Raw genomic sequence first — 24,866 nt, 5'->3', positions numbered from 1 at the left:
GTCGCCGCGCTGCGCGCGGTACGCCAGCGACCACTCGAAGGCCGTTTCGTCTGCCTGAGTGGCGCCGATCCGCTCAATCTCACGGGCGGCCTGCTCGCCGGCGACAAGGTGCCGCACGTCGCGGCCTCCCGCGTGCTGTATCGCGACGGCGTGCCGGTCGCGCAGCGCATCGCGGGCGCCGTCACGTTCGCGGGTGCGCCGACACCGGCCGATGAACAGGCGATGCGTGTGCACCTGCTGCGCGATCGACCGCTGCGCGACGCCGTCGGGGCCGCGGACGGACAGGAAGAAGAGTGAACGCGCGCGAGCGCATCGCGTAGGCGCATCGGCCGATGGCCGCGAGTCGTTCGCCGCGAAGATGAATCCCTCCCGACCGCGGCCGCGCGTGCATACGCGGCGTTAAGGCGGGTCTTTCAATAGTCGGGTCGCTTCTTCTTCCCACGAGGAGACGACCATGCGCAACATCCTTTTCGCCGCGGCTCTCGCGGTCCTTTCGTTCGGCGCGAGCGCGCAGATGCGCGAGGCGATCGAAGTACCGCCCGGCGCCCTCGACCCCGCCGACGTCGAGTTCCTGCGTACGGCGGACACCGCCAACATCGACCAGCTCACGTTCGCGATGCGCGTCACCGGGCGTGACCGTACCAGCGTGCGTTCGCTCGCCGAGAACGTGCTCAGCAGCCATCGCAAGGCCGATGATGCGCTGCGCATGCTCGCGGCCGCGAAGAACGTCGACCTCGATCACCGCATGTCGGCGCGTGCGCAGTCGGAGGCCGACGACCTCCTGCGCCGCGACGTCAACGTCGATCGCATGTACGTCGAGGATCTCGCGCGCGACAGTGCCGACATGATCGCGCTGTACGAGGCCGCGCGCGACACGAGCCGCGATCCGGACATCCGCCAGTATGCCGAGACGATGCTGCCGGCGCTGCGCAGCAACCAGCGCCAGGCGGAGGATCGCCTCGCGCGCGCTGGACTCGCCCGCGAATGACGGCGGCGCCGATCACGGCACACGCGCCGCGGCCACGCACCGCGGCGCCCAGCCGCGGTCGGATGCGTCGACCTATGTCCCGGCCCCGTCGCGCACGCCACGCGCGACGAGGCTGTTCGCCGTGAGGTCACCGGTCACGTTGCCGACCGTCGCGAACACGTCCGGCACGGTGTCCACCGCGAGCAGCAGGCCGAGCGGCTCGATCGGCAGGCCCATCGTCGAGGTGACCGGCATCGTCGCCGCCATGAAGCTGACCTGGCCGGGGAGGCCGACGGCGCCGAGGCTCAGCACGACCGCGAGTGCGGTGGCCAGCGCGAGCTGCGCGAGCGGCACGTCGACGCCATGGATCCAGGCGACGAACGATGCCGCGCCGATGTATTGCATCGGGCTCGTCAGGCGGAACAGCGACACCGCCATCGGCAACACGAGTGCGGAGACCGATCGCGGGTGACCGAGCCGATCGCGCGCGCTCTCGAGCATCGCGGACAGCGACGCGAGCGAGGACTGCGTGCTAGCCGCGACGACCTGCGCCGGCAACAGGCCGGCGATCCAGCGGCGTGGTGCTTCGCGGCCAACGACGATCGCGAGCGGATAGAGCAGCAGCGCCATTGCCGCGTATGTGGCGCATTGCATCGCGATGTATCCGCCGAGCGCACTCAGCACGCCCGCGCCGGCATGGGCGCAGACCGCGAAGATCAGCGCGAACACGCCGAGCGGTGCCGCCCACAGCACCCAGCGCACGATCACGATCATCGTGTCGGCGATCGCCTGGAAGAATTCGATCATGCGCTCGCGCCGGCCCGCCTCGATGCGCGTGAGTGCGAAGCCGAAGAACAATGCGAACACAACCAGCGGCAGCATCGCGCTCTGCGCCGCGGCCGCGATCGCATTGGCCGGGATTACGCCCGCGAACCAGTCGCCGAAACCGACCGCGGGCGGCGCGCTCGCGCCGGACGGGATCGCTGAGCGCAGTCTTTCTATCGCGATCGGGTCGCGCGGAAGCAGCGACAGCAGCAATGGATCGACGATCGCCGCGAACACGGCGCCTGCGGTCAGCAGCAGCGCGAACACGATGATCGCGCGCCGCGCGATGCGCCCGGATGCGGCCGCGTCATTGGCGGCACCGACACCGATCACGACCAGGGCGAACACGAGCGGCACGACGGTCATTTGCAAGGCGTTCAGCCACAGGTGCCCGATCGGCTGCGCCAGCGCGGTGGCTTGCGCGGCGACGGCGGGTGCGAGCCAGGCTAGCAGCAGGCCGACGGTTGCGCCCGCGGCCAGACCGAGCAGGATGCGAAGCGTGTTCGACATGCGGGGCACCGGTGGTGGAAGGGGGGAGGGCTACGGCTGCGCGACCGCCGGCAAGCGCCAACCGGCCTGCAGGCGACGGTACTCCGGCCACGGCAGCAGCACGAATACGGGATCGGCGTCGGCGCGCAGCACCGCGAGCAGGCGCTCCATCGCAGCGGCTTCCATCGCCGTACAACCCGCGGTCGTGCCGGCGTCGCGCCAGACGTGCGCGAAGATGCAGCTGCCCGCGCCATGTTCGCCGCGCGGGTTGTGCCAGATCACGAAACCGAGCGCATAGCGCATGTCGCCGTGCGCGTGCAGGTCGCGCCGCATCGGCTCGGTCGAACCCGCTACCGCGGCCGCGCCGACGTCGCGCGCATCGACGATGCGGTTGTAGAGCGGCGATGCGTCGTCGTCGATGCACCAGTGGCCTTCGTCCATCGGCGCGTAGGCGAGGCCCGTAGTCACGCTCGAGGCATAGCCGAACGCGGTGCCGATCGCGAAAACGCCGGCAGGGCTGCGGCCGTCACCTTCGCGCTTGCGTGGTCCCGATTGATCCGGATGCAGGCCGACGCCCCAGGCCGAGCCGTTGCGGCCGATCGTGACGGGAAAGGAGTCCTGCCCCTGCCAGTCGCTCGCTGGCGCACGCTCGTACACGCGCAACGTGCCCCGTGACGCATTCCAGTCCTCCGTCGTCACGAGCACGAGCTGGCGCGCGCCGGCCCATGCCGATCCGGCCGAGCGCGGCACGTGCGAACAGGCGCCGAGTACGCCGGCGATGGCGCAGGCGAGTACGCGAAGTGCGGATCGGGCGATGTGCATTGTCCGCCTCAGTGCTCGAGCATGTTGCGGATGCGCTCGAGGTTGCCGTCGAGCCGCGCCAGGCGTTCGCCGCTCTCGCACAGCAGCACGAAGATCATGTCGAGCAGGTGGCGCAGTGCCGATTGATACAGCAGCGGTTCGATGTGCGCGCGCTCGTCGTGCGCCGAGACCAGCAACGGGAAGTCGGCGATCGTGCACAGCGCATTGGCGGTATGCCGCGTCACCGAAACGAGCTTGCCCTGGCGCTCGCGGAACTGCCGCCCGATCTGGCAGAGCGCGGGCTGGTTGCCGTGTTCGGAGAACGCGAACAGCACGTCGCCCGCGCTCGCGCCGGCGATGCCCGCGGCCATGAGCACCGGGTCGAAGTGATGCACGGTGAGGATGTCGAGCAACGATAGGCGGATCGCGAATGCGCGCGCGGGGATGCCGTCTTCGCCGAGGCCGATGACGAATACCTTGCCGGCAGAAGCGATCGCCGCGGCGATCGCATCGATGCGACCGGCCGGATTGATCAGGCGCGTTTCCTGCTCCGCCTGCGACTTGCGATGCCAGAGGCTTTCGGCGAGCGCGGCATGCGGATCGTCGCGTGCGGGTTCGGCGCCGCCGTTCGCCTCGCCGTCACCGCGCGCGATCGATTCGCCGACCGAGTACTTGAGGTCCGGGTAGCCCTTGAAGCCGAGTTTCTGGCTGAACTTGACCACGCTCGACTGGCTGATCTTCAGCGCATTGGCGAGCTGCTGCGAGGAGTAGTCGCGCAGGAGGTGCGCGTTGTCGAGGATGTAGTCGGCGATGCGGCGCTCGATCGCGGACATCTGGTCGCGCTCGGCGCGGATCTTCAGGAGGGGCGACATGGCCGTGCCGTGCTCAGGCGAGCATCTCGAGGCCGCGGATTTCGCGGATGCCGAGGCCGGGCGCGTCGGTCACGCTGATCTCCGACTCGTTGAAGATGACGCCGCCGTCGACCGGGTTGAACGCGCACAGCGACGGGCCGTCGAGGTCGACCTTGGTGATCGCGTGCGCCTTCGCCACCGCGACATGCACGGCCGCGGCGACGCTGATGCTGGTTTCGAGCATGCAGCCGATCATGCATTCGACCTCGTACATCGCCGCGATGTCGGCGATGCGGATCGCGTTGGAAATGCCGCCGGTCTTCATGAGCTTGATGTTGATGATGTCGGCGGCACGCATGCGGATCAACTCGATCACTTCGGTCGGGCCGAACACGCTCTCGTCGGCCATGATCGGCGTGTGCACGCGCTCGGTCACGTACTTCATGCCGTCGAGGTCCTGTGCCTTGACCGGCTGCTCGACCAGCTCGAGCCGCACGCCGGCGTCCTCGAGCGTCTGCAGCGCGTACACCGCCTGCTTGGCGGTCCAGCCCTGGTTGGCGTCCAGGCGCAGCAGCGCGCGGCCCTCGACCGCGGCATAGATCGCCTTGACCCGCTCGATGTCGACGCCGATGTCCTTGCCGACCTTGATCTTCAGTGACTCGAAGCCGCGATCCACCGCCGCGATCGAATCGGCGACCATCTTGTCGATGTAGTCGACGCTGATCGTGATGTCGGTCGTGATGACAGGATCGCCGCCCCCGAGCAGGCGGTACAGCGGCGCGCCGTAGAGCTGCCCGAACAGGTCGTATACCGCGATCTCGACCGCCGCCTTCGCGCTCGAATTCTTCTCCATCGCGCCCTGGATCAGGCGCGTGATGCGGTTGAGGTCCGCGACGTCGGCGCCGATCAGGCGCGGCGTGATGTAGTGGCGGATCGCCTCGACGATCGAGCCGTGCGTGTCGCCGGTGATCACCGCGGTCGCGGGCGCCTCGCCGTAGCCGACATGGCCGGTGTCGGTATTCACCATGACGACGATGTCCTCGACCATGTCGACCGTGCGCAGCGCGGTCTTGAACGGCGTCTTGAGGGGCACGCGCAGCATGCCGAAACGGATGTCGGTGATCTTCATGGCCGGGTCGTCGCATCCTTGGTGGCGTCGGGGCGGATCCGCACGATGCTCGTCATGCGGTCGACGTAGTAATCCTCGTCGTTGAACTGCAGCGGCAGCAGCGGCGAGACCGAGACCGCGTTGAGGTGCACGCGCGCCATCGTCCCGTCCTGCCGGCGGTAGCTGAAGCCGGTGGTGTCGTGGATCACGTAGGGCTCGCCGTCGACGTTGCCGATCGCCATCATCACGTGGCCCGGGATGTAGACGAGATCGCCGACTTCGAGCGCGCGTGCCGCGGCGACGCGGGCGGCATGGTCGTCGGCGTCGCCGAACGCGGTGTGGCGCAGGCCCGCGCTGAGGCTCTGGTCGCGCGTGTTGCGCGGCATCTGCACGCCCATGCTGCGGTAGACGTCCGAGACGAAGCCGCTGCAGTCGCGCGCATCGTAGGAGTGGCCCCAGCCGTAGCGTTCGCCGAGGAACTTGAACGCCTGGCGCAGCAGGTTCGCGCGCGTGAGCGGCAGGTAATCGCCGTTGGTGTCCATGCGCTTCTGCAGCAGCGCGGGCGTGAACGCGAGCGTGCCGTCGTCGCGGCGCAGCGGCAGCTGGATCACGTGCGAGCTGTACGGGTGCTCGCCATTGACCGGTCGATCGGCCGGCCAGTCGGCGAGCACGGGCACGCGCGTGCTCATGTCCAACTGCAGGCGCGACACGGCCGGTTGCTCGGGCGTCGCGACCGTCGTGACGGTCGCGCCGGTGACGATGCGGTAAGGGGTGCGATCTACGTAGGCGAACACCTCGCGCGCGGCGCCTTCGGCGACGAGGCGGCGTTCGATCCACGCGGCGTACAGCGGACTCACCACGAACCACCAGCGGCCGTCGCGGCTCGCATGCGCGATCACGACCGGCGTGCCGGGGAACAGCGCGCTCTCCTGGAATCGGTCGATGTCGGTGTCGCCGGGTTCGCTGAAGACGCGCGTCGTGGTCGGGAAGCGGCGCAGGTCCGCGCGCGCGACGACGAGGCCGTAGCGCGCATCGGCGGATTCGGCGATCGCGTCGACGGCGCGATTGGCGAGCCATTCGGCGCGCGCCGTCGCAGCAACCGGTTGGCCGTCGGTGTCGTGCAGCGGCTCGTCGACGTCGCCCGACAGCGCCTCGATCCAGCCCGCGACGAGCGCGCGGTCGAGCCGCGCAGGCAACGCACGCAGGTCGTGCATCGAGGGATCGAGCGTGCGCAAGCGCGCGTTGTCGGCGGCGATCGCGGCGGCGTCGAGCACGACGCGGTCCGGCTCGGCGAGGCGTGCGATCCAGTAGCCGGGCGTGAGCTTGGCGTCGTCGACGCCGATCACGCCGTGCTCCGGTACCGGCCATGGCGCCGCATCATCGGCGCGCGCCTGAGCGCATGTCGCCGTGGCGAGCAGCGCGGCGATGAAGAGGGAAGGGAAGGGCGCATTCATGGAGGAACCGGATCAGGCGAGGGCCAGTCGTGACAGGATGGCGGCGACCAGCAGGCCGAAACCGGTGCCGAGGATGTAGCCGAGCAGCGCGAGCAGTACGCCGACCGGCACCAGCGCGCGCGAGTAGCTCGCGGCGAGGATCGGCGTCGCGGCGACGCCGCCGATGTGCGCGAGCGAGCAGATGCCGCACAGGTACAGGTCGAAACGGAACGCGCGCGCCGCAAGCACGAGCAGCAGCGCATGCAGCCCGATGATCGTGACGCCGCAAGCGAGGTACAGCGGCGCGCTCGCGATGCCGTCGAAATTGCTCTGCGAGGCGAGCACCGCGACGACGAGGATCAGCAGCGCGCCAGAAATCGAAGAGGCGCCCGGGAAGCGCGCGAGCGGCGTGTGCGCGACAACGAGCCCGGCGAGCGTCGCGAGCAGGACGGTCCAGGTCGTCGCCGACACCATGCCCATCGCCGGCAGGCGCGACGCGATCCCTGCCGCGGCGACCGCGACGAACAACGCCGAGCCGCACCAGAGCAGCACCGCATCCGGCGTCGTCGCACCCGTCGGCGCCGTGGCCTCGACCGTGAGTTCGGCACTTGAGCGTGCCCGCGTCCACGCGTTGAACGCCGGCGCGAGCCGTGCGACGGAAAACAGCACCACCACCCACATCGAATAACAGAGCGCATCGGTGAGCAGCGACATCGCGAGCAGCGAATCGGGCATGCCGATCGACTGCTTCACCGCGATCATGTTCGCGGTACCGCCGACCCAGCTGCCGCCGAGCGCCGCGAGCGGCTGCCAGCCGTCAACCGGCAATGCATGGCGGAACAGCAGCCACGTCGTGATGAACGCGACGAACAGACTCACCGTGGTGCACGCGAACACCGCGAGCACGCGTGGTCCGAGCGCGACGATCGCGCGCAGGTCGCAGGTGATCATGAGCAGGAACAGCAGCGCGGGCACGAGTCGCGAGATCAGTGCCGACTGCACGTCGCGGATCTCGGGCGTGATCTTCCACACCCCGACCGCGGCGAGCGCGGTGACGAGCAGGTACGTGAGCACGATCGGCGGCAGCACCGCGAAGCCACGCCAGCCGTAGCGCCGTTCGAGCGCCGGAAACACGCCGGCCGCGAGCAGCATCAGGGCCAGGTAGGGCCATGCCGTATGGATCATTTCCTGTCCTCGGACACAGCATCGACGACGATCACAGAATAGATAATTCCGTTAGCTCGTAAGCGAAGCATAAATTATTGACGGTCCTTTGCAAGCATGTTACACAGGCGGCCGGGGTTGTACTGGGGACACTCTCGGTGGCCAACGCATCCGCAACGGTCGCGCCCATGCCGCGTCGGCGACGCCTTCGCCTCCTGCTGCTCGCCCTGCTCATGTGCGGCGGCGTTGCGCAGGCGCAGGACCTGGCCGCGCCCGCGGCGATCATTGCGATGGTCGACGCGGGGCAGTTCAAGGCCGCCGAATCGGCGATCGCCGCTGCGCTTGCACACGCCGGCACCGATGCGACGACGCGGTCCGTACTCGAATTCCAGCGCGAACGCATGCGCCGCATCCGCCTCGACTTCAGCCTCGACGCGGACGCGACGAAGGCGCGCGTGAGGCAGCAGATCCCCGACCTCGACGATGCCGAGTTTGCCGCGTGGGACGCGGCCGGCCTGCTCGAACACCAGTTCATCGATGGCGAGCTGCGCTATTTCAAGCGCGCGCCGTCGAACCTCTTCCTGCTCGGCGAAGCCGCGCGCGCGCGTCGCGTGAAGGCCGCGCCGCCGCAGGTCGGCCCGATGGAAGTCGCCAATGCGCACCACCGCGAAGTGCGCGACGCGGCGCTCGCGAGCGGGCGCAGCAGTGTCGCACCGCGCCACGTGCGCGTGACCCAATCGATCAGCGTTCACGCCGACGCAGTGCCCGCGGGCGAGATCGTGCGCGCGTGGCTGCCGTATCCGCGCGAGATCGCCGGGCAGCAGGAGCATCTCCGCTTCGAAGCGAGCGTGCCGCGCAGGCACGTGCTCGCACCGGCGTCGGCATTGCAGCGCACGGTCTACCTCGAGGCGCGCGCGAAGGCGGGCGAGGCGACGACGTTCTCGGTCACCTACGAACTCGACGTCCATGCGCAGTACCACGCGGTCGATGCGGACAAGGTCGTGCCGGCGGCCGCCACGCCCGAACTCGCGCCGTACCTCGCCGAGCGCCCGCCGCACGTCGTGTTCAGCGAATCGCTGCAGCTCTTCTCGCGGCAGATCGTCGGCGAGGAGAAGAACCCCTGGCGCATCGCGCAGAAACTCTACGCAGCGGTCGACCGCATCCCGTGGGCGGGTGCGCGCGAGTATTCGACGATCAGCAACATCAGCGAGTACGCGTTGCACGCCGGCCATGCCGACTGCGGGCAGCAAACCTTGCTGCTGATGACCCTGCTGCGCATGAATGGCATCCCGTCGCGCTGGCAGTCCGGCTGGATCTATTCCGACGCCGGCTACGACAACATGCACGACTGGGGCTGGCTCTACATCGCGCCGTACGGCTGGGTGCCGATGGACGTGACGTTCGGCCAGCTCGACAGCGACGACCCCGCGATCGCGGGTTTCTACCTCGGCGGCCTCGACGCCTACCGCATCGCCTTCAACGACGACTACGGCCGTGAGCTCGTGCCGCCGAAGACGCATTTCCGCTCCGAAACGGTCGACCTGCAACGCGGCGAGGTCGAGTGGAGCGGCGGCAACCTGTATTTCGACCAGTGGGATTACGACTTCACGTGGCAGGTGCTGCCGAGGCGGCAGGGCGCGCACGGGCCGAACGATCACGCCGACTCTGGGGAGGGGACATGAGAACGATCCTGCTTCACCGCACCGCGCTGTGCATCTGCATCGCGAGCGGCATCGCGTCGCTCGCGGGCATTCCCGCCTTCGCCGCCAGCGGCGACGGCGCCCTGGCCGGCCATGTGACGGGCGGGTCGCTCGAGGGCACGCAGGTGACCGTGCGCAATCCGGAAACCGGCTTCACGCGTTCGGTCAAGGTCGAGCGCGACGGCAGCTACCGCTTCCCGTTCCTGCCGGTCGGCAAGTACACGGTCGAGGCGGGGCAGCCCGGTTCGCCGATGACGACGCTCGACGACGTCACGGTCGGGCTCGGCAACACGACTACCGCCGACATCGTGCTCGGCGCCGGCGCGGCGACGCTCGAGGCGGTCAAGGTGACCGCGAGCGGGGTGGTCACGGCGGTCGACGTGTCGTCGGTCGAATCGGCGACGAACCTCACGCGCGAGGAACTCAACCGCCTCCCGGTGGAGCGCAACGCGCAATCGGTCGCGCTGCTCGCACCCGGCGTCGTCAAGGGCGATTTCAGCGGCATCTCGTTCGGCGGTTCGTCGGTCGCGGAGAACACCACCTACATCAACGGCCTCAACGTCACCGACTTCTACAACCGCATCGGCTTCTCGGAAGTGCCGTACGCGTTCTACAAGGAGTTCCAGGTCAAGACCGGCGGCTACTCGGTCGAATTCGGCCGCAGCACCGGCGGCGTCATCAATGCGGTCACGCGCTCGGGTACGAACGAATTCAAGTTCGGTGTCGAAGGCGTATGGGAGCCGAGCTTCCTGCAGGCCGAGGGCAAGGATCACTACGACGCGGCAGGCCACCCTTACTACGTGTCCAGCCACGACGAATACGACCGCAGCAGCCTGAACCTGTACGCATCGGGCCCGCTGATCAAGGACAAGCTGTTCTTCTTCGTGATGGTCGAGCCGCGCAGCTACGAGCCGACCAATACGAGCAGCTCCGGCAATCTCATCAACGACGGCAAGTCCGACGACGGTTTTTGGGGCGCCAAGGTCGACTGGCAGATCAACGACGAGAACCTGCTGGAACTGCTCGCGTTCTCCGACAAGGACCGCACGACCACGAAGATCTATCCGTTCGATCTCGACAGCGGCTCGCGCGGCCACCAGCAGAACACGCAGTTCCTCGATCATGGCGGCAAGAACTGGTCGGCGACGTACACGTCCTATCTTTTCGACGGCCTGTCGATGAAGCTCATGTACGGACAGAACAAGCGCGACTTCAGCGTCAACAGCACCAACGACATCGAGTGCTCGCGCATCCGCGACCTGCGCGAGGTCGGCGACGGCGACGTCGGCTGCACCGCGAGCGCGAGCGTCACGTCGCGCGTCGACGAACGCAAGGCCGCGCGCGCGGACTTCGAATGGAAGCTCGGCGACCACCTGCTGCGCTTCGGCCTCGATCGCGAGGACAACACATCCAACCACCGCCAGTTCTATCCGGGGCCGGACCGCCTGCTTTACGAGATCCGCGACACGACGCCCGGCGCGACGCTCGCCAACGGCGGCGTCGTCCCGGACGGCGTCACCGGCTAAGTGCGCACGCGCACGAACGAAGTGGATGGGCGGTTCCAGACGCTCGCCGACGCGTACTACATCGAGGACAACTGGTCGGTGACGCCCGACCTCGTCCTCAACTTCGGCCTGCGCCGCGAAGGCTTCGACAACCGCAATTCCGACGGCGACAGCTACATCGAGTCCGACAACAACGTCGCGCCGCGCATGGGCTTCTCCTGGGACGTCAAGGGCGACGGCCGCAGCAAGCTGTTCGGCAACCTCGGCCGTTACTTCCTGCCGGTCGCGAACGTCATCAACATCAAGCAGGCCGGCGGCTTCCGCGACGAACGCACGTTCTACGCGTTCGGCGGTCTCGAGCCGTTCGAATACAACGGCTCGACCTACTACCGGCCGATCCTCGGCCAGCAGATCGGGCCGGTCGACGATTCGCAGGGCGACGGCACCGTCGGCGACCTGCGTGGCGAGGTCGACGCCGACATCAAGACCGTGCACCAGGACGAGGCGATCCTCGGCTTCCAGTCGATGCTCGACGACACGTGGTCGTGGGGCGTGCGCGGCACCTACCGCCGCCTCACGCATGCGATCGACGACATGGAGCTCACCTCCAACGGCATCCTCTGCGACGGCGAGCCGGGCTACATCGGCTACATCATGGGCAACCCCGGCGAGGACGCGACCGTCTACACGGACACCGATTGCGACGGCACGCCGGACGGCTACGTCACGATCGACACGTCGCGTGCGGGCTGGGCGATGTACGACGACGACGGCAACTACGTCGGCGAACACGGCTGGGTCAAGCCGCGGCGGACCTACAAGGCGCTGGACCTGCAGATCGACCGCGCGTGGGACGGCAAGTGGGCATTCAACGCGAGCTACACGCTCTCCTTCAGCCAGGGCAATGCCGAAGGACCGGTCAATTCGGACACCGGCTTCTCCGACACGGGCCGCACCGAGAATTTCGACGACCCGTGGGTCAACTGGCGGGGCTACGGTTACCTGCCGAATGATCGCAGGCACCAGCTCAAGCTGCGCGGCATCTACGGCATCACCGAGCACTGGCAGCTCGGCGGAACGCTCACCGCAATGTCCGGTCGCCCGGTCAGTGCATTCGGCGTCGGCAATCCGTTCGACGGCACCAACTACCACAGCAACTACGTCTGCATCGATCGCTGCACGTACTACGAAGATCCCGAGACCGGGGAGCACATCGACTACCTGCCGTCGCAGCGCATCTACGCGCACAGCGCGCGCGGCGCCGGTGGCCGCCTGCCATGGACCTACGACCTCGGTGCCAGCATCACCTGGCTGCGCTCGTTCGGCAGCACCAACGTGCGGGTGAAGCTCGCCGTCTACAACCTGCTCGACCAGCAGCGCGTGCTGTCGGTCGACGAAGAGCGGGAGTCCGACATCGGCTTCCTCAACCCGACCTGGCGGCAGGGCTCGGGCTACCAGTCGCCGCGTTACGCCCAACTCACCGTTTCCGCCGATTTCTGATGTGTGCTCCCCACGGCGGCCCGAGGTCGGGGCCGCCGTCTTTTTTCGGGCACGGGAGCAGCAGCATGTCGGCATGGGCCGAGGAAGGACCGGCAGGCGATCGCGCCCGCCTCGACGGCGTCGATCTCGACGCGCTCGCGCGCCGCCTCGGCACGCCTTTGCACGTGATCTCGGCGAGTGCGTTGCGCCGGCGCGCCGCGGAACTGCGCGCGGCGCTCGCCGGGCTCGATGCACTCGTCTGCTATGCGGTGAAGGCGAATCCGAACGTCGCCGTGCTCGCGCTGATGGCGGATGAAGGCTTCGGCGCCGACATCGTTTCGGCGGGCGAGTTGCGGCGCAGCCTGCGCGCGGGCATCGCGCCGGCGCGCATCGTATTCTCCGGCGTCGGCAAGACCGCCGACGAGATCGGCGAGGCGCTCGCCGCCGGGATCGGCCGTTTCAACGTCGAGTCGCGCGACGAGCTCGACCTGCTCCAGCGCGTCGCGCGCGAACGCATGCAGTGCGCGCGCGCGTCGGTGCGCGTGAATCCCGACGTGGATGCGGGCACACACGCGAAGATCGCGACCGGCAAGGCGGAGAACAAGTTCGGCGTCGAGCCCGCCGAGGCATGGCGATGGTTCGACGAGCGCGCGCGGCGGCCGAACGTCGTGCTCGACGGGCTGCACGCGCACATCGGCTCGCAGGTGCTCGACCTCGCGCCCTTCCGGCACGCCTTCGAACGGATCGCCGGGTTCGCCGGCGAGCTCGCCCGGGCCGGCCACATGGTCGCCTGCATCGACGCGGGCGGCGGCCTCGGCGTGTGCTATCGCGAAGGCCACGACATTCCGGTCGACGTCGCCGACCATGCGCGCGCATTGCGCCACGCGATGCGCGGCTTCGATGGACAGCTCATCGTCGAACCGGGGCGATGGCTCGTCGCCGAAGCCGGCGTGCTGCTCACGCGCGTGATCCGCGTCAAGCACGGCGCGCAGCGGCGCTTCCTCGTGCTCGACGCGGCGATGAACGATCTGCTGCGGCCGAGCCTGTACGATGCCTGGCATGCGATCGAACCGCTGCACGGGCGCGAACGCGAGCGCATCGTCTACGATGTTGTCGGACCTGTCTGCGAAACCGGCGATACCTTCGCCCGTGGACGCGAGTTGCCGCGCTGCGAGGAAGGAGATCTCGTCATGATCGAAACGACCGGCGCCTACGGGGCTTCCATGGCATCGACCTACAACTCGCGCCCCCTCGCGGCGGAAGCGATGCTCGAGCGCGGCCGCTACGCGGTGATCCGGCGGCGACAGGGTTTCGAGGAAATGCTCGCCGGCGAACAGCCCGCGCGCGACTGGCAGGTCGCATGATCGCGCGCGCTGCCGTCGCGGCGTTCGCCGCGTTGCTGGCATCGGCGTGCGCCACGCACCGTGCGCGCGACGGACGCCCGCTCACGCTCGACACGCACGTCGACATCCCGTTCGCCTACATGGCCGAGCCGCGCTTCGACGCCGGCGGCGACACCCCGCTCAAGGTCGACCTCGGCAAGATGGAGCGCGGCGGCCTCGATGCCGTGTTCCTCGTCGTGTTCGTCGAGCAGGGCCCGCTGGACGCGGAAGGCTACGCGCATGCGGTCGCACAGGCCGGGCGCAAGTACGCCGCGATCGGTCGCTTGCTGCAGCGTTACCCAGCGCGCATCCGCCTCGCGCGCACGCCAGAGGACATCCTCGCCAATCGCGCCCATGGCCTGCTGTCGGCCGCGATCGGAATCGAGAACGCGTACTCGCTCGGCCATGACCTCGCGCGCATCGATGCGGCGTGGGCGGGCGGCGCGCGCTACCTCGGCCTCGTCCATGTCGGCAACAACGACCTCTGCACGAGTTCTCTGCCCGATGCGGAGCGGCACGAATCGAACGAAGAGGGGATTAGCGAATTCGGCCGCGCCGCGGTCGCGCGCGCGAACGCGCTCGGCATGATGGTCGACGTCTCGCATGCGTCCGATGCGTGCGTGCGCGACGTACTCGCCATCTCGCGCGCGCCGATCATCGCCTCGCATTCGTCCGCGCGCGCGCTGGTCGACCATGCGCGCAACCTGCCGGACGAGCTGCTGCGCGCGATTGCGGCGCGCGGTGGCGTGATCCAGGCGGTCGCGTATCGCGAGTTCGTCAAGCGCGATTCCGCACGCGAGGCGGCCGAGAAGGCCCTGCAGAAGGCCGTTGCCGCGCAGGCGGGCGATGGCGAATACGACAGCGAGAAGCACGGTTTCCTGCCCGCGTACCTCGAAGGCATGCAACGGATCGATGCACGGTATCCGCTCGCGACGCTCGACATGTTCCTCGACCACGTGCAGCACGTCGTGCGCGTCGCCGGCATCGACCACGTCGGTATCGCCTCCGACTTCGATGGTGGCGGTGGCGTCGACGGCTGGATCGATGCCGCGCAGACGCGCAACGTTACCGACGGACTGCGCCGGCGCGGCTACGACGACGAAGCGATCCGCAAGATCTGGAGCGGCAACCTGCTGCGTGTGTGGCAGGCGGCGATCGATGTCGCCGCGAGGCATGAGGAGGTGGGGCGGTGAGGCATGGAATCCGGAAGCTGATGTCGCTCGTCGCCGTGATGGCCCCGGCCCTCTGCGGCGCGGCCGAGCCGCGCTCGCCGTACGACATCGCATTCGACGACGCGATGGCGCGCTACCACCTGCCGGGTCTCGCGGTCGGCGTGATCGAGCACGACCGCGTCGCGTGGGTGCGCACGGCGGGCGAGACGGTCGCAGGTTCCGGCAAGCCGGTCACGTCGCGCACGCTGTTCAAGATCGCCTCCAACAGCAAGGCGATGACGACCGCGCTGCTCGCGCGACTCGTCGCCGCCGGCAAGCTGCGCTGGGACGATCCGGTCACGCGCCACCTGCCACGGTTCCGCATGCACGACGACTGGGTCACGCGCAACATCGAGGTGCAGGACCTGCTCGTGCACAACAGCGGCCTGCGAGAGGGCGCGGGCGACCTCATGCTGTGGCCCGAGCCGAACGCGTTCACGCGTGCCGACATCCTCGCCGGCCTCGCCTGGCTCGTGCCGCAGCACAGCTTCCGCTCGCGCTATGCCTACGACAACCTGCTGTACGTGGTCGCCGGTGAAGTCGCCGCGGCCGCGGGCGGCGCGTCGTACGAGGACCTCGTGCGGCGCGAGGTGTTCCAGCCGCTCGGGTTGTCGCGTTGCCGCGTCGGCAGCTGGCGCAGCGCGGACGTGGACGACGTCGCCCAGCCGCACATGCGCAAGGACGACCGCAACGTGGTGATCAATGCGGATGCGGACGTCGTGCCGGCGATCACGTCGGCGGCCGCCGGGGGCATCCGTTGCAGCCTCGACGACATGCTCACGTGGGCACGCAACTGGCTCGCGCCGGACGAGCGGCAACTCGCCTGGCTCCCGGCCGAGCGGCGTCGGGAGTTGTGGACTGCACACACGCCGATGCCGATCTCCACGCGCCGTCGCGATTGGGATCGCACGCATGCGTACGCGTATGCGCTCGGTTGGCGCCTCGCCGACGTCGACGGCACGTGGACCGTGTCGCACACCGGCACGCTGTCGGGCATGTACTCGTTGCTGATGCTGCTGCCCGATCGCCACGCGGCATTCGTCGTGCTCATCAACGGCGACGGCGGGGCGGCGCGCACGACGCTCGGCGAAGTGCTGCTCAAGCATTTCACCGCGCCGGACGAACACGCGACGATCGCGGGCTATGCCGCGCGCGTCGCGGCCGAGCCCGTAGCGCGCGGCGAGGCGGCACCGGATGTATCGGTGCGTCAACCCGTTGCGGCGGACGAAGTGCGCACGCGCCTCGGTATCTGGCGCGATCCATGGTTCGGCGAGGCGGCGTTGTGCGAGGACGCGGGCAGGGTGCGTTTCCGCGCGGCGAAGTCGCCGCTCCTCGATGGCATCGTCATGCGCTCGCAGGGCCGCGCCTTCGTCGCCTGGGACGATGTCCGCGTCGATGCCGAAGCGTGGATCGACCTGCCTGTCGACGCCCGCGACGGCACGTTGACGCTCGAAAAGGTCGGTCCGCGCGCCGACTTCAGCTTCGATTTCGAGGACCTCGCGTTCCGCCGCGTGCGCGACTGCGACTGACGGAGTTCGCGATGCGATATCGGCTGGCAGGAGTGGCCATGGGCGCGTTGCTCGCGGGATGCACGGCACGGGCGACGCATGAGGCTCGCGTCGACGCGATGATGCAGGCGTACGCGGGCGACGTGCCCGGCGCTTCGGTGCTCGTGCTCCGCGACGGCACGCCGGTGCTGCGCAAGGCGTACGGCCGTGCCGATCTCGAGCAGGGTATCACCTCGACGCCGGCGACGAACTACCGCCTGGCATCGGTGACCAAGCAGTTCACCGCCGCGGCGATCCTGCTGCTCGCCGAAGACGGACGCCTCGGACTCGACGATCCGGTGCGCCGCTGGCTGCCTTCGCTGCCCGCGGGCGACGACGCGATCACGATCCGCCACCTCCTGACGCATACGGGCGGCCTGATCGACTACGAGGACCTCATGCCGGCCGATCTCGCTGCACCACTTCGCGACATCGACGTGTTGCACCTGCTCGAACGCGAGCCGAGCCTGCACTTCGCACCGGGCACGGCGTATCGCTACAGCAACGGCGGCTATGCGCTGCTCGCGCTCGTCGTCGAACGCGCATCCGGACTGGGCTTCCAGGACTTCCTGCGCGTGCGCATCTTCGAGCCGCTGGGCATGCGCGGTACGCTCGCCTGGGTACAGGAAGGCCCGCCCGTGCCGCACCGCGCCTACGGCTACAGCGAGGTCGACGGCCGATGGCAACGCACGGACCAGAGCCTGACCAGCGCCGTGCTCGGCGATGGCGGCATCTATTCCTCGATCGACGATCTCGCGCGCTGGGACGCGGCCGCGTACGATGATCGCCTGCTCGGCGAGGCATCGCGCCGGCTCGCGTTCACGCCATGGACGAAGACCGACGTCGCCGACGTCGAGTACGGATTCGGCTGGCGCCTCACCGGCAATACGCAATGGCATTCGGGCGAGACGATCGGTTTCCGCAACGTCATCGTGCGCTGGCCGGATCGCCACCTGACCGTGGTCGTGCTGAGCAATCGCAACGAGCCCGAGCCCTATCGCATCGCACTCTCCATCGGGCATCTCTTCTTCTGAAGCGCGCGCAACGAAATCCGCGCTGAATGGCATGGGGCCCACTGGCTCAGCCCGGATTTAACGCCGCAGGCGTAGCGTCGCCGTTACCTCAAGAGAACGAGGCATGCGTCATGAAAACGATCCTGAAAACCGCACTCGGAGTGACCCTGCTCGCCGCGCTCGGCGGTTGCGTCTATGAACGAGGTTACGTGCGTCACGACGGCTACCGCGGGAGCGTCTATTACAGCAGCCGCTACAGCTATCGACCCGACGTCTACTACTACGATGATTCGCCGGGCTACTACGGGTATTCCTATCCGACCATCGGTTTCGGCGTGCATTACGACCGCTACTACCATCATCGCAACCACGACCATCGCCGCGACCACCATCGCCGGCGCTGATGCTGTTTTTCCCGCGGGGCGCCGGGCGACGGCAACGTCGACACCCGTTAGCGATGTCTCAGTGGTGACGAGACCGGCCTCAGTCCTTCGACCACACCGCGAGTTCGTTGCCGGCCGGATCGCGGAAGTGGAACCGCCGCCCACCGGGAAACGCGAAGATCTCGCGCGTGATCTCACCACCCGCAGCGATCACGCGGCTGCGTGTGCCTTCAAGGTCCCGCGCGTGGATGACTGCGAGCGGATGCGGCGGGCGGTGAGTGGCATCCGCGTTGATGCCGCTGCCTACGCCGCTTGATGGCGTGGTAGTCGTCGCCCCAGTCCTGGTACTTCCAGCCGAATGCCGCGGCGAAGAATCGCTTGCAACGGTGCAACTGCGCGACGTCGGCTGCAGGCAATTGGATGTAGTCGATCGGATGGTCGGTCGTCGGCATGGCTGCTCAGGGAAGGGTGGTGCGCACGAGCCGGAATTCGACCGGCGCCGCGGCGCCGGGCGTGACCTGCACGCGGTGGTCGGTGATGAAGGCAAGCCGGCCTTCCTCGTCGCGCAAGGCCGCGCGCAGGCTGTAAGCGCCGCCCGCTTCGACGCGGGCAGGGTCATACGGGAGATCGAATGCGTAGGGCGGGGCACGCAGCTCGCCGTAGCTCATGCGCGCGATCGTCGCCGCACGCGAGAGGTCCGGCCCGTCGGCGATGCGATCGTCGATGAGTTGCACTTCGAGCACGGCGCCGGCCGGCATGAGTATGCGCTCGAGGTGAAACGCCCGGCCATGCACGACGTCGTGGGGTGCCGGTGGTGGCGTCGCACTCGCGTCGCGATCCGGCGCCGGCACCGACTGGCACGCGGCGAGCGCCGCAGCGACGGCGAACAACGGTACGAGGCGCATGGCGTACTCCGGATCGCGACGCGCATGTTGTACCACCGCGCGCGCCGTCCGTGCAGCCGCAGGCGCGGCACCGCGCGCCGATCGCGTAGACTGGCGTCGATGCAAGGCGAACTCCCCGGCTTCGCGCCCGCACCCGCGATACGCAACCTCTTCTTCGCCCTGGCGCCGGCACCTGCGACGCGAGCGGCAATGGCCGCAGCGGCCGCCGCGTTGCGCGCGGAGCATGATCCGCACGGGCGCTGGCTCAAGCCCGCGCGCTACCATCTCACGCTGCAGTTCCTCGGCGAGTTCGCGCAGGTGCCGCCCGACCTCGTCGCACGCGCCGTCGCCGCTGCCGGGGGCATCACGCTGCCGCAGTTCGACTTCCGACTCGACGTGGTCGGCAGCTTCGGTGCGCGCCGGATGCCGGTCTGGCTCGGGTGCCAGGAAGCGCCTGCGGCACTGCTGCAACTGCACGATGCCCTCGGCCGCGCGCTCGCGCGCCACGCCTGCCGCACGCACGGCGCAAGCCGGATGGTGCCGCACGTGACGATCCTGCGCGATGCCGAACACGCCGTGCGCCGGCCGCTCGCGCCGCCGATCGACTGGCATGTCGAGGAGTTCGTACTCATCGACAGCCAGCCTCCGGAACCATACCGCGTGATCGGACGCTGGCCGCTCGCCTGAGCTTGTGCGAACGACCGCTCGACCGCGAAAGCCGGAATCCATTTTGCCTCGGGAGTAACCGGGGCGACGGCCTACAGACGCGCTGGACCCATGCCCGCTGCTCAGCTCACCAGCGTCGCATCCATCGTGATGTTCGCATTGAGCACCTTCGAGACCGGACAGCCTTCCTTCGCCTTGGTCGCGAGCTCCTGGAACTTAGCGGCATCGAGCCCGGGCACCTTCGCGCTCACGGTCAGGTGGCTCGCGGTGATCGCGAAGCCGTCTCCGACCTTGTCGAAGGTGATCTCGGCCTTCGTCTCGATGCGCTCGGGCGGCGTGCCCGCGTTGCTCAGCTGCGCCGACAGCGCCATCGAGAAGCAGCCCGCATGGGCGGCGCCGATGAGCTCTTCGGGGTTCGTGCCGGGTCCGTCCTCGAAGCGCGACTTGAACCCGTACGGCGCATCGGCGAGCACGCGCGTCTCGGTCGAGATCGTGCCCTTGCCTTCCTTGAGGCTGCCGGTCCATACCGCGGAAGCATGCTTCTTCATCGGGGATTCTCCTTCGGATCCGAACGGGAGGGATGCGCGCCGTCGGTGCGCCGGGAGCGCCAGCCTACCCGGTTCGCGTGACGGTGCAACTGCTGGGGCGCGAGCCCGTAGAATGCGCGGATGCGACTGAACAAACACATCGCCGAGAGCGGCCACTGCTCGCGCCGCGAAGCGGACCGCCTGATCGTTGAGAAACGCGTCACCGTCAACGGTGTGCCGGCCGGCATCGGCACGCAGGTGGAGGAGGGCGACGAAGTGCTCGTCGACGGCCAGGCGCTGCTCGCGCGCAAGGCGAATGCGAAGGGCAGGCGGCACGTCTACATCGCGCTCAACAAGCCGGTCGGCATCACCTGCACGACCGAGCGCGAGGTCGGCGGCAACATCGTCGACTTCGTCGACCACCCGCAGCGCGTGTTCCCCGTCGGCCGGCTCGACAAGGAGTCGGAAGGCCTGATCCTGCTCACCAGCAACGGCGACATCGTCAACGAGATCCTCCGCTCGGAGAATCGCCACGAGAAGGAATACCTCGTCGCGGTGAACAAGCCGGTCACGCCTGAGTTCCTTGCCGGCATGGCGCGCGGCGTGCGCATCCACGGCCAGATGACCAAGCCGTGCCGCACCGCGCGCATCGCCAAGTTCGGCTTCCGCATCGTGCTGACGCAAGGCCTCAACCGCCAGATCCGCCTGATGGCCGCCGCATTCGGCTATCGCGTGACGCAGCTGCGCCGCGTGCGCATCGTCAACATCAAGCTCGGCGCGCTCAAGGTCGGCCAGTGGCGCAATCTCACCGAATCCGAATTGCGCGGCCTGTTGCCCGATCGCACGGACTGGTGACAGGCCGCGGGCGGCCTCCGGTGTTGTGGCAGGGCCGGAAGGCGCGATGCATCTGACGGTGCACGCGCGATGCACGCGCCGCCCTGCAGCGACGGAACATCGCGACTTCGTCGGGCCGACTACTTCACCGCTGGTGGCTTCGCGCGTTGCACGACGAGGTGCTTGCCGGCGCCGACCACCGCGACCGCGCGCATCTCGACCGGCGCGCCTTCGGCGAGCAGCGCGGTCGTTCCGACGATCGTCGAGGCGGGATAGCCGCTAGGGAAGTACTCCTTGTGGATCGCGAAGAAGCGCTCGAACTCGGCGTCGAAGCTCGCGGTGTCCTTCGGCTCCTTGTGGAACGAGGTGATCTCGACCACGTCTTCCATGCTCGCGCCCGCGGCTTCGAGCGTGCGCTGGAGGCGCGCGAACATGTTGCGGATGCGCGTGTCGTAGTCGTCACCGGGCCCGGCCGGGATGCCCGATACGTACACGGTGTCGCCGACGCGAACCGCAGGAGCGTAGTGCCAGGTGTCGTACGCGGCGTCGGCGCCGGCCGGGATCACGATCGTCTTGGTCGGCACCGGAGCGGTGGCGCAACCGGCGCCGAGCAGGGTGGCGGCGAGGGCGGGAAGCAGGAAGCGCATGGCAGTCGTCTGGAATGCGGCGATGCGGCCGCGGCCTACCCTAATACGCGGCGGCGCGCGAAAACCGATCGCCTCGCCGGGGCGTGCATCCCGTGCGCCGGGCGACGGCGGCGAATGTTCGCGCCGTGTAAAGCGCCTTGCCGTGCATGGGGCCGGCGATCCATGCTTGCGGCTCGTGCCGAACAGGAACCTCCGATGCAGCCGAACCGTCTCGCCTCGATGCTCGTCGCCGCGCTCGCGGCCGTCGCGTTGCCCGCCGCCGCGAAGAAGCCCGATGCGGGCGAGGCGTCGTTCCGCGCCTTGTACAAGCAGCTCGTCGAGATCAACACGACCCTGTCGGTCGGCAGCTGCACCGAGGCGGCGCAGGCGATGCAGGCGCGGCTCGTCGAGGGCGGCATCCCCGCCGCGGACACGCAGGTGCTCGTGCCATCGCAGCGGCCGAAAGACGGCAACCTCGTCGCGACGATCAAGGGCAGCGACCCGACGGCGAAGGCGATCATCCTGCTCGCCCACCTCGACGTGGTCGAGGCAAAGCGTGAGGACTGGGTACGCGATCCGTTCAAGCTCGTCGAGGAAGACGGCTGGTTCTACGCGCGCGGCGCGAGCGACGACAAGGCGATGGCGGCGGTGTTCACCGACAGCCTGATCCGCTACCACAAGGAAGGCTTCCAGCCGCGCCGCGACATCCGTTTGCTGCTCACCTGCGGTGAGGAAACGTCCGATACGTTCGACGGCGTCGAATGGCTCATCAAGGAGCATCCCGAACTCACGCAAGCGGCGTTCGCGCTCAACGAAGGCGCCGGGGGCGAACTCGATGAGCACGGCAAGCCGGTCGCGCTGCAGGTACAGGCGGGCGAAAAGGTCTACCAGGACTTCCGCCTCGAGGTCACCGACAAGGGTGGCCACAGCTCTCGGCCGACGAAGAAGAACCCGATCTACGCGCTCAGCGCGGCGCTCGGCCGCATCGCGGCGTACCAGTTCCCGATCAGCCTCAACGACGTCACGCGCGGCTACTTCAAGGCACAGCTCGAACTCGCGCCGCAGGCGGTCGCCGAGGACATCAAGGCCGTGCTCGCCGATCCGCCCGATGCGGCCGCGGCGGACCGCCTCTGGACGCTCAATCCGGGGTGGAACAGCATGCTGCGCACGACCTGCGTCGCGACGATGGTCGACGCGGGCCATGCGCCGAACGCGTTGCCGCAGCGCGCGGGTGCGAACGTCAATTGCCGCATCCTGCCGGGCGTGCCGCTCGAGGCGGTGAAGAACACGCTCGCACGGCTCGCCGACGATGCCGACATTTCGATCACCGCGATCGGCGAGCCGAGCCCGGTCGGCAACGCGCCGAACCTGTCGCCGGCGATCATGGCTCCGGTACGCAAGGTCGCCGAATCGATCTGGCCCGGCGTCGCGATCGTGCCGACGATGTCGACCGGCGCGACCGACGGCCGCTTCCTCAACGCGGCCGGCACGCCGACCTATGGCCTCTCGGGCATGTTCCACGACATCGAAGGCAGCCACGCACACGGGCTGAACGAGCGCATCCGCGTGAAGTCGCTGCTCGACGGTCGGCGCTTCCTCTACGAGGTCGTGAAGCTCTACGCGAACGCGAACGAATGATCCAGGCGCAGGCCTTTGCCGGCTCCACACCCGAGCCCGTTCGCGCTGAGCGCTAGCCGCGAAGCGGGCGGCGCCGAAGCACCCGCCACCGAGGCGACGCCCCTTCGACGCCGGCCTGCGGCCTGCGCTCAGCGCGAACGGACGAGGCCCGTCGCGCGTAGGCATCGCTTCCATGGGATATGCGCAACGCGATGCCTCCCCATGCCGGGGCGCGACGCTACGTGAGCGCGCCACGCCCGCCGACTTCGTCGATGTGGCGCAGCAGGTCGGCGGGGTCTTCGAACACGCGATACGCGCCGGCGCGTTCGAGTTCGCCTTCCGAGTAGCCACCGGAGAGCAGGCCGATGCCGAGCGCGCGCGCGCGACGCGCGGCGAGCATGTCCCATACGGCGTCGCCGACCACGGTCGACTGTTCGATCGCGATGCCGAGCCGCTCCGCCGCCGCGAGGAACAGGTCGGGATCGGGCTTGGCGTAGCGCACGAGGTCACGCGTGATGACGGGCACGCGTGCTGGGTCGACGCCAAGGGTCGCGAGCACCGGCCCAGCGGTTTCCATGCGGCCGCTCGTCGCGACCGCCCACGGAATCGATGAAGCGGACAGGTACGCGACCAGTTCACGCGCGCCCGGCAGCGGCCGGATCATGGCCGAGCGCCGGTTGTACGCCGCCGCGTGCGCGCGGCGCAGGCGTTCGGCGCGCGCCTCGTCGATCGCGATGCCGCTCTCGCGCAGCAGCACGTTCATCATGAGCCCGCCGCTCATGCCGATGCGGCGATGGATGCGCCACACCGACATCGAAATGCCCTCGCTGTCGAGCGCCTCCTGCCATGCGAGCACGTGCTCGTAGACGCTGTCGACCAGCGTGCCGTCGAGGTCGAACAGGAAGGCGGTCGGCGGCGAACTCAGCATGGCGGTGGTCCCGGCGGGGGGAACCCGCAGTCTAGCGCCGGGTTCCGCGCGCGTCGTGTCGCCGATCGCGAGCGTTCAGTCGCTGAACGCGGCGTTGTGATAAACGTCCTGAACGTCGTCGAGTTCTTCCAGCCAGTCGAGCAGCTTGCCGAGCGTTTCCTCGGCCTCGCCGCTGACCGCGACGCGGTTGTCCGGACGCATCACGATGTCGGCGCTGATCGGCGCGAGGCCCGCGGCGACGAGCGCCTTCTTCCCCACTTCGAAACTCTCCGGGGCGCACAGCACGACCGACGCATCGGCTTCGCCGACGACGTCGTCGGCACCTGCGTCGAGCGCGAGCTCGAGGATCCTGTCCTCGCCGCCCGACGCCTTCGTATCGAGCACGATCTCGCCCAGTTCCTTGAACTGGAACGCGACCGAGCCCGACGTGCCGAGGTTGCCGCCGTGCTTGGACAGCGCATGACGCACGTCGGCGACGGTACGCACCGGGTTGTCGGTCATTGCGTCGATGATGAGCGCGACGCCGGACGGACCGTAGCCTTCGTAGCGCAGCTCCTGCATGTCGTCCGCGCCGTCCGCGCCCGAACCACGCTTGATCGCGCGCTCGATCGTGTCCTTGGACATGTTCGCCGACAGCGCCTTGTCCATCGCGACGCGCAGGCGCGCATTGCCGGCGGGGTCGGCGCCAGTGCGCGCGGCGATCGTGATCTCGCGGATGAGCTTGGTGAAGATCTTGCCGCGGCGCGCGTCCTCGGCGTTCTTGCGGTTTTCGATGCTGGGGCCTCTGCCCATGGGGATTCCTGTGGGTCGCTGAAGTCGATGGCGATCCCCGCAGCCGTCATCCGGCTGCGGGGGAGCGACATTCTACTTGCCACGGCGCCATGAGCGCGCGGCGGGCGGCCGCCGCGTGCCGTCGCCGTCCCGGC

At 68.7% G+C, this 24,866-nt stretch carries 25 protein-coding genes; 13 read left to right on the top strand and 12 right to left on the bottom strand.

The features are described 5' to 3' along the window. A partial coding sequence (locus ACTHK2_RS17140; RefSeq protein ID WP_440246954.1) for a hypothetical protein occupies positions 1–297 on the top strand: 297 nt, incomplete at its 5' end. A 157-nt stretch (positions 298–454) separates the two neighbouring features. Next, positions 455–988: a DUF4142 domain-containing protein gene (locus tag ACTHK2_RS17135; RefSeq protein ID WP_440246953.1), complete on the top strand. Its 534-nt coding sequence runs from the start codon at positions 455–457 to the stop codon at positions 986–988. 72 nt (positions 989–1,060) lie between these two features. Here ACTHK2_RS17135 and ACTHK2_RS17130 read toward each other — a convergent pair whose 3' ends face one another. The 6 genes from ACTHK2_RS17130 to ACTHK2_RS17105 are packed head-to-tail and all read right to left on the bottom strand — an operon-like array spanning position 1,061 to position 7,659. Then, the gene (locus ACTHK2_RS17130; protein WP_440246952.1) at positions 1,061–2,302 is read right to left on the bottom strand and encodes a dicarboxylate/amino acid:cation symporter; all 1,242 of its coding nucleotides are present in this window, start codon (positions 2,300–2,302) and stop codon (positions 1,061–1,063) included. A gap of 30 nt (positions 2,303–2,332) precedes the next feature. Next, positions 2,333–3,103, bottom strand: coding sequence for a L,D-transpeptidase family protein (locus tag ACTHK2_RS17125; RefSeq protein WP_440246951.1), 771 nt, complete (start codon positions 3,101–3,103; stop codon positions 2,333–2,335). A gap of 8 nt (positions 3,104–3,111) precedes the next feature. Further along, on the bottom strand, positions 3,112–3,954 hold the full coding sequence (locus ACTHK2_RS17120) for a MurR/RpiR family transcriptional regulator (protein ID WP_440246950.1): 843 nt from the start codon (positions 3,952–3,954) through the stop codon (positions 3,112–3,114). A gap of 13 nt (positions 3,955–3,967) precedes the next feature. After that, positions 3,968–5,062 (bottom strand): dipeptide epimerase, encoded by a 1,095-nt coding sequence (locus tag ACTHK2_RS17115; RefSeq protein WP_440246949.1) that lies wholly within the window; start codon positions 5,060–5,062, stop codon positions 3,968–3,970. After that, positions 5,059–6,495: an SH3 domain-containing protein gene (locus ACTHK2_RS17110; protein ID WP_440246948.1), complete on the bottom strand. Its 1,437-nt coding sequence runs from the start codon at positions 6,493–6,495 to the stop codon at positions 5,059–5,061. Before ACTHK2_RS17110 ends, ACTHK2_RS17115 begins: the two co-directional genes overlap by 4 nt. A gap of 12 nt (positions 6,496–6,507) precedes the next feature. Then, positions 6,508–7,659 (bottom strand): DUF819 family protein, encoded by a 1,152-nt coding sequence (locus ACTHK2_RS17105; RefSeq protein WP_440246947.1) that lies wholly within the window; start codon positions 7,657–7,659, stop codon positions 6,508–6,510. Between the two features lie 167 nt (positions 7,660–7,826). Between ACTHK2_RS17105 and ACTHK2_RS17100 the strand changes: the two genes are divergently transcribed. From ACTHK2_RS17100 to ACTHK2_RS17065, 8 genes are all read left to right on the top strand, one after another. Continuing rightward, on the top strand, positions 7,827–9,320 hold the full coding sequence (locus ACTHK2_RS17100) for a transglutaminase-like domain-containing protein (RefSeq protein WP_440246946.1): 1,494 nt from the start codon (positions 7,827–7,829) through the stop codon (positions 9,318–9,320). Next, on the top strand, positions 9,317–10,864 hold the full coding sequence (locus ACTHK2_RS17095) for a TonB-dependent receptor (RefSeq protein ID WP_440246945.1): 1,548 nt from the start codon (positions 9,317–9,319) through the stop codon (positions 10,862–10,864). The genes ACTHK2_RS17100 and ACTHK2_RS17095 overlap by 4 nt, the downstream gene beginning before the upstream one ends. A 21-nt stretch (positions 10,865–10,885) precedes the next feature. After that, a complete protein-coding gene (locus tag ACTHK2_RS17090) occupies positions 10,886–12,343 on the top strand; it encodes a hypothetical protein (protein WP_440246944.1) in 1,458 nt (485 codons plus the stop codon). Positions 12,344–12,408: 65 nt separating this feature from the next. Continuing rightward, positions 12,409–13,686: a diaminopimelate decarboxylase gene (lysA, locus tag ACTHK2_RS17085; protein WP_440246943.1), complete on the top strand. Its 1,278-nt coding sequence runs from the start codon at positions 12,409–12,411 to the stop codon at positions 13,684–13,686. Continuing rightward, entirely contained in the window at positions 13,683–14,897 is a 1,215-nt protein-coding gene (locus ACTHK2_RS17080; RefSeq protein WP_440246942.1) for a dipeptidase, read from the top strand. Before lysA ends, ACTHK2_RS17080 begins: the two co-directional genes overlap by 4 nt. Before the next feature lie 20 nt (positions 14,898–14,917). Beyond that, positions 14,918–16,444 carry a serine hydrolase domain-containing protein gene (locus tag ACTHK2_RS17075; RefSeq protein ID WP_440246941.1) on the top strand — a complete coding sequence of 509 codons (1,527 nt, stop codon included), beginning with the start codon at positions 14,918–14,920 and terminating at the stop codon, positions 16,442–16,444. Positions 16,445–16,455: 11 nt separating this feature from the next. Continuing rightward, positions 16,456–17,496: a serine hydrolase domain-containing protein gene (locus tag ACTHK2_RS17070; RefSeq protein ID WP_440246940.1), complete on the top strand. Its 1,041-nt coding sequence runs from the start codon at positions 16,456–16,458 to the stop codon at positions 17,494–17,496. 110 nt (positions 17,497–17,606) lie between these two features. After that, complete coding sequence (locus ACTHK2_RS17065; RefSeq protein ID WP_440246939.1) at positions 17,607–17,879, top strand: hypothetical protein; 273 nt, start codon at positions 17,607–17,609, stop codon at positions 17,877–17,879. Positions 17,880–17,958: 79 nt separating this feature from the next. Here ACTHK2_RS17065 and ACTHK2_RS17060 read toward each other — a convergent pair whose 3' ends face one another. After that, entirely contained in the window at positions 17,959–18,405 is a 447-nt protein-coding gene (locus ACTHK2_RS17060; RefSeq protein ID WP_440246938.1) for a VOC family protein, read from the bottom strand. Then, on the bottom strand, positions 18,317–18,763 hold the full coding sequence (locus tag ACTHK2_RS17055; protein WP_440246937.1) for a YbaY family lipoprotein: 447 nt from the start codon (positions 18,761–18,763) through the stop codon (positions 18,317–18,319). The genes ACTHK2_RS17060 and ACTHK2_RS17055 overlap by 89 nt, the downstream gene beginning before the upstream one ends. On the opposite strand from ACTHK2_RS17055, the gene thpR reads away from it, so the two are divergent. Continuing rightward, positions 18,647–19,429, top strand: a complete 783-nt coding sequence (gene thpR / locus ACTHK2_RS17050) for an RNA 2',3'-cyclic phosphodiesterase (RefSeq protein ID WP_440246936.1) — start codon at positions 18,647–18,649, stop codon at positions 19,427–19,429. The genes ACTHK2_RS17055 and thpR overlap by 117 nt on opposite strands. Positions 19,430–19,530: 101 nt before the next feature. Here the strand turns inward: thpR and ACTHK2_RS17045 are convergent, their stop codons facing one another. Next, the gene (locus tag ACTHK2_RS17045) at positions 19,531–19,956 is read right to left on the bottom strand and encodes an OsmC family protein (RefSeq protein ID WP_440246935.1); all 426 of its coding nucleotides are present in this window, start codon (positions 19,954–19,956) and stop codon (positions 19,531–19,533) included. Between the two features lie 120 nt (positions 19,957–20,076). Here ACTHK2_RS17045 and ACTHK2_RS17040 point away from each other — a divergent pair, with 120 nt between their 5' ends. Continuing rightward, positions 20,077–20,790, top strand: a complete 714-nt coding sequence (locus ACTHK2_RS17040; protein ID WP_440246934.1) for a pseudouridine synthase — start codon at positions 20,077–20,079, stop codon at positions 20,788–20,790. A 119-nt stretch (positions 20,791–20,909) separates the two neighbouring features. Here ACTHK2_RS17040 and ACTHK2_RS17035 read toward each other — a convergent pair whose 3' ends face one another. After that, the gene (locus ACTHK2_RS17035; RefSeq protein WP_440246933.1) at positions 20,910–21,416 is read right to left on the bottom strand and encodes a Rid family hydrolase; all 507 of its coding nucleotides are present in this window, start codon (positions 21,414–21,416) and stop codon (positions 20,910–20,912) included. 195 nt (positions 21,417–21,611) lie between these two features. Here ACTHK2_RS17035 and ACTHK2_RS17030 point away from each other — a divergent pair, with 195 nt between their 5' ends. After that, on the top strand, positions 21,612–23,033 hold the full coding sequence (locus ACTHK2_RS17030; RefSeq protein WP_440246932.1) for a M20/M25/M40 family metallo-hydrolase: 1,422 nt from the start codon (positions 21,612–21,614) through the stop codon (positions 23,031–23,033). A gap of 217 nt (positions 23,034–23,250) precedes the next feature. Here the strand turns inward: ACTHK2_RS17030 and ACTHK2_RS17025 are convergent, their stop codons facing one another. Beyond that, positions 23,251–23,940 (bottom strand): HAD family hydrolase, encoded by a 690-nt coding sequence (locus tag ACTHK2_RS17025; RefSeq protein WP_440246931.1) that lies wholly within the window; start codon positions 23,938–23,940, stop codon positions 23,251–23,253. A gap of 75 nt (positions 23,941–24,015) precedes the next feature. Continuing rightward, entirely contained in the window at positions 24,016–24,732 is a 717-nt protein-coding gene (locus ACTHK2_RS17020) for a YebC/PmpR family DNA-binding transcriptional regulator (RefSeq protein ID WP_440246930.1), read from the bottom strand. Between the last annotated feature and the right edge of the window lie 134 nt (positions 24,733–24,866).

Source organism: Dokdonella sp., assembly GCF_051958935.1.
In the GTDB taxonomy this organism is placed as follows: domain Bacteria; phylum Pseudomonadota; class Gammaproteobacteria; order Xanthomonadales; family Rhodanobacteraceae; genus Dokdonella_A.
The sequence above is the reverse complement of the archived record's forward strand: the minus strand, read 5'-3'. Positions and strand labels throughout refer to the sequence as shown.

What these genes read in the sequence shown, in the direction of transcription:
- ACTHK2_RS17135 (WP_440246953.1), top strand. Translation starts at nt 455, where the DNA reads ATGCGCAACATCCTTTTCGCCGCGGCTCTCGCGGTCCTTTCGTTCGGC.
- ACTHK2_RS17130 (WP_440246952.1), bottom strand. Translation starts at nt 2,302, where the DNA reads ATGTCGAACACGCTTCGCATCCTGCTCGGTCTGGCCGCGGGCGCAACC.
- ACTHK2_RS17125 (WP_440246951.1), bottom strand. Translation starts at nt 3,103, where the DNA reads ATGCACATCGCCCGATCCGCACTTCGCGTACTCGCCTGCGCCATCGCC.
- ACTHK2_RS17120 (WP_440246950.1), bottom strand. Translation starts at nt 3,954, where the DNA reads ATGTCGCCCCTCCTGAAGATCCGCGCCGAGCGCGACCAGATGTCCGCG.
- ACTHK2_RS17115 (WP_440246949.1), bottom strand. Translation starts at nt 5,062, where the DNA reads ATGAAGATCACCGACATCCGTTTCGGCATGCTGCGCGTGCCCCTCAAG.
- ACTHK2_RS17110 (WP_440246948.1), bottom strand. Translation starts at nt 6,495, where the DNA reads ATGAATGCGCCCTTCCCTTCCCTCTTCATCGCCGCGCTGCTCGCCACG.
- ACTHK2_RS17105 (WP_440246947.1), bottom strand. Translation starts at nt 7,659, where the DNA reads ATGATCCATACGGCATGGCCCTACCTGGCCCTGATGCTGCTCGCGGCC.
- ACTHK2_RS17100 (WP_440246946.1), top strand. Translation starts at nt 7,827, where the DNA reads ATGCCGCGTCGGCGACGCCTTCGCCTCCTGCTGCTCGCCCTGCTCATG.
- ACTHK2_RS17095 (WP_440246945.1), top strand. Translation starts at nt 9,317, where the DNA reads ATGAGAACGATCCTGCTTCACCGCACCGCGCTGTGCATCTGCATCGCG.
- lysA (WP_440246943.1), top strand. Translation starts at nt 12,409, where the DNA reads ATGTCGGCATGGGCCGAGGAAGGACCGGCAGGCGATCGCGCCCGCCTC.
- ACTHK2_RS17080 (WP_440246942.1), top strand. Translation starts at nt 13,683, where the DNA reads ATGATCGCGCGCGCTGCCGTCGCGGCGTTCGCCGCGTTGCTGGCATCG.
- ACTHK2_RS17075 (WP_440246941.1), top strand. Translation starts at nt 14,918, where the DNA reads ATGTCGCTCGTCGCCGTGATGGCCCCGGCCCTCTGCGGCGCGGCCGAG.
- ACTHK2_RS17070 (WP_440246940.1), top strand. Translation starts at nt 16,456, where the DNA reads ATGCGATATCGGCTGGCAGGAGTGGCCATGGGCGCGTTGCTCGCGGGA.
- ACTHK2_RS17065 (WP_440246939.1), top strand. Translation starts at nt 17,607, where the DNA reads ATGAAAACGATCCTGAAAACCGCACTCGGAGTGACCCTGCTCGCCGCG.
- thpR (WP_440246936.1), top strand. Translation starts at nt 18,647, where the DNA reads ATGCACGACGTCGTGGGGTGCCGGTGGTGGCGTCGCACTCGCGTCGCG.
- ACTHK2_RS17055 (WP_440246937.1), bottom strand. Translation starts at nt 18,763, where the DNA reads ATGCGCCTCGTACCGTTGTTCGCCGTCGCTGCGGCGCTCGCCGCGTGC.
- ACTHK2_RS17045 (WP_440246935.1), bottom strand. Translation starts at nt 19,956, where the DNA reads ATGAAGAAGCATGCTTCCGCGGTATGGACCGGCAGCCTCAAGGAAGGC.
- ACTHK2_RS17040 (WP_440246934.1), top strand. Translation starts at nt 20,077, where the DNA reads ATGCGACTGAACAAACACATCGCCGAGAGCGGCCACTGCTCGCGCCGC.
- ACTHK2_RS17035 (WP_440246933.1), bottom strand. Translation starts at nt 21,416, where the DNA reads ATGCGCTTCCTGCTTCCCGCCCTCGCCGCCACCCTGCTCGGCGCCGGT.
- ACTHK2_RS17030 (WP_440246932.1), top strand. Translation starts at nt 21,612, where the DNA reads ATGCAGCCGAACCGTCTCGCCTCGATGCTCGTCGCCGCGCTCGCGGCC.
- ACTHK2_RS17025 (WP_440246931.1), bottom strand. Translation starts at nt 23,940, where the DNA reads ATGCTGAGTTCGCCGCCGACCGCCTTCCTGTTCGACCTCGACGGCACG.
- ACTHK2_RS17020 (WP_440246930.1), bottom strand. Translation starts at nt 24,732, where the DNA reads ATGGGCAGAGGCCCCAGCATCGAAAACCGCAAGAACGCCGAGGACGCG.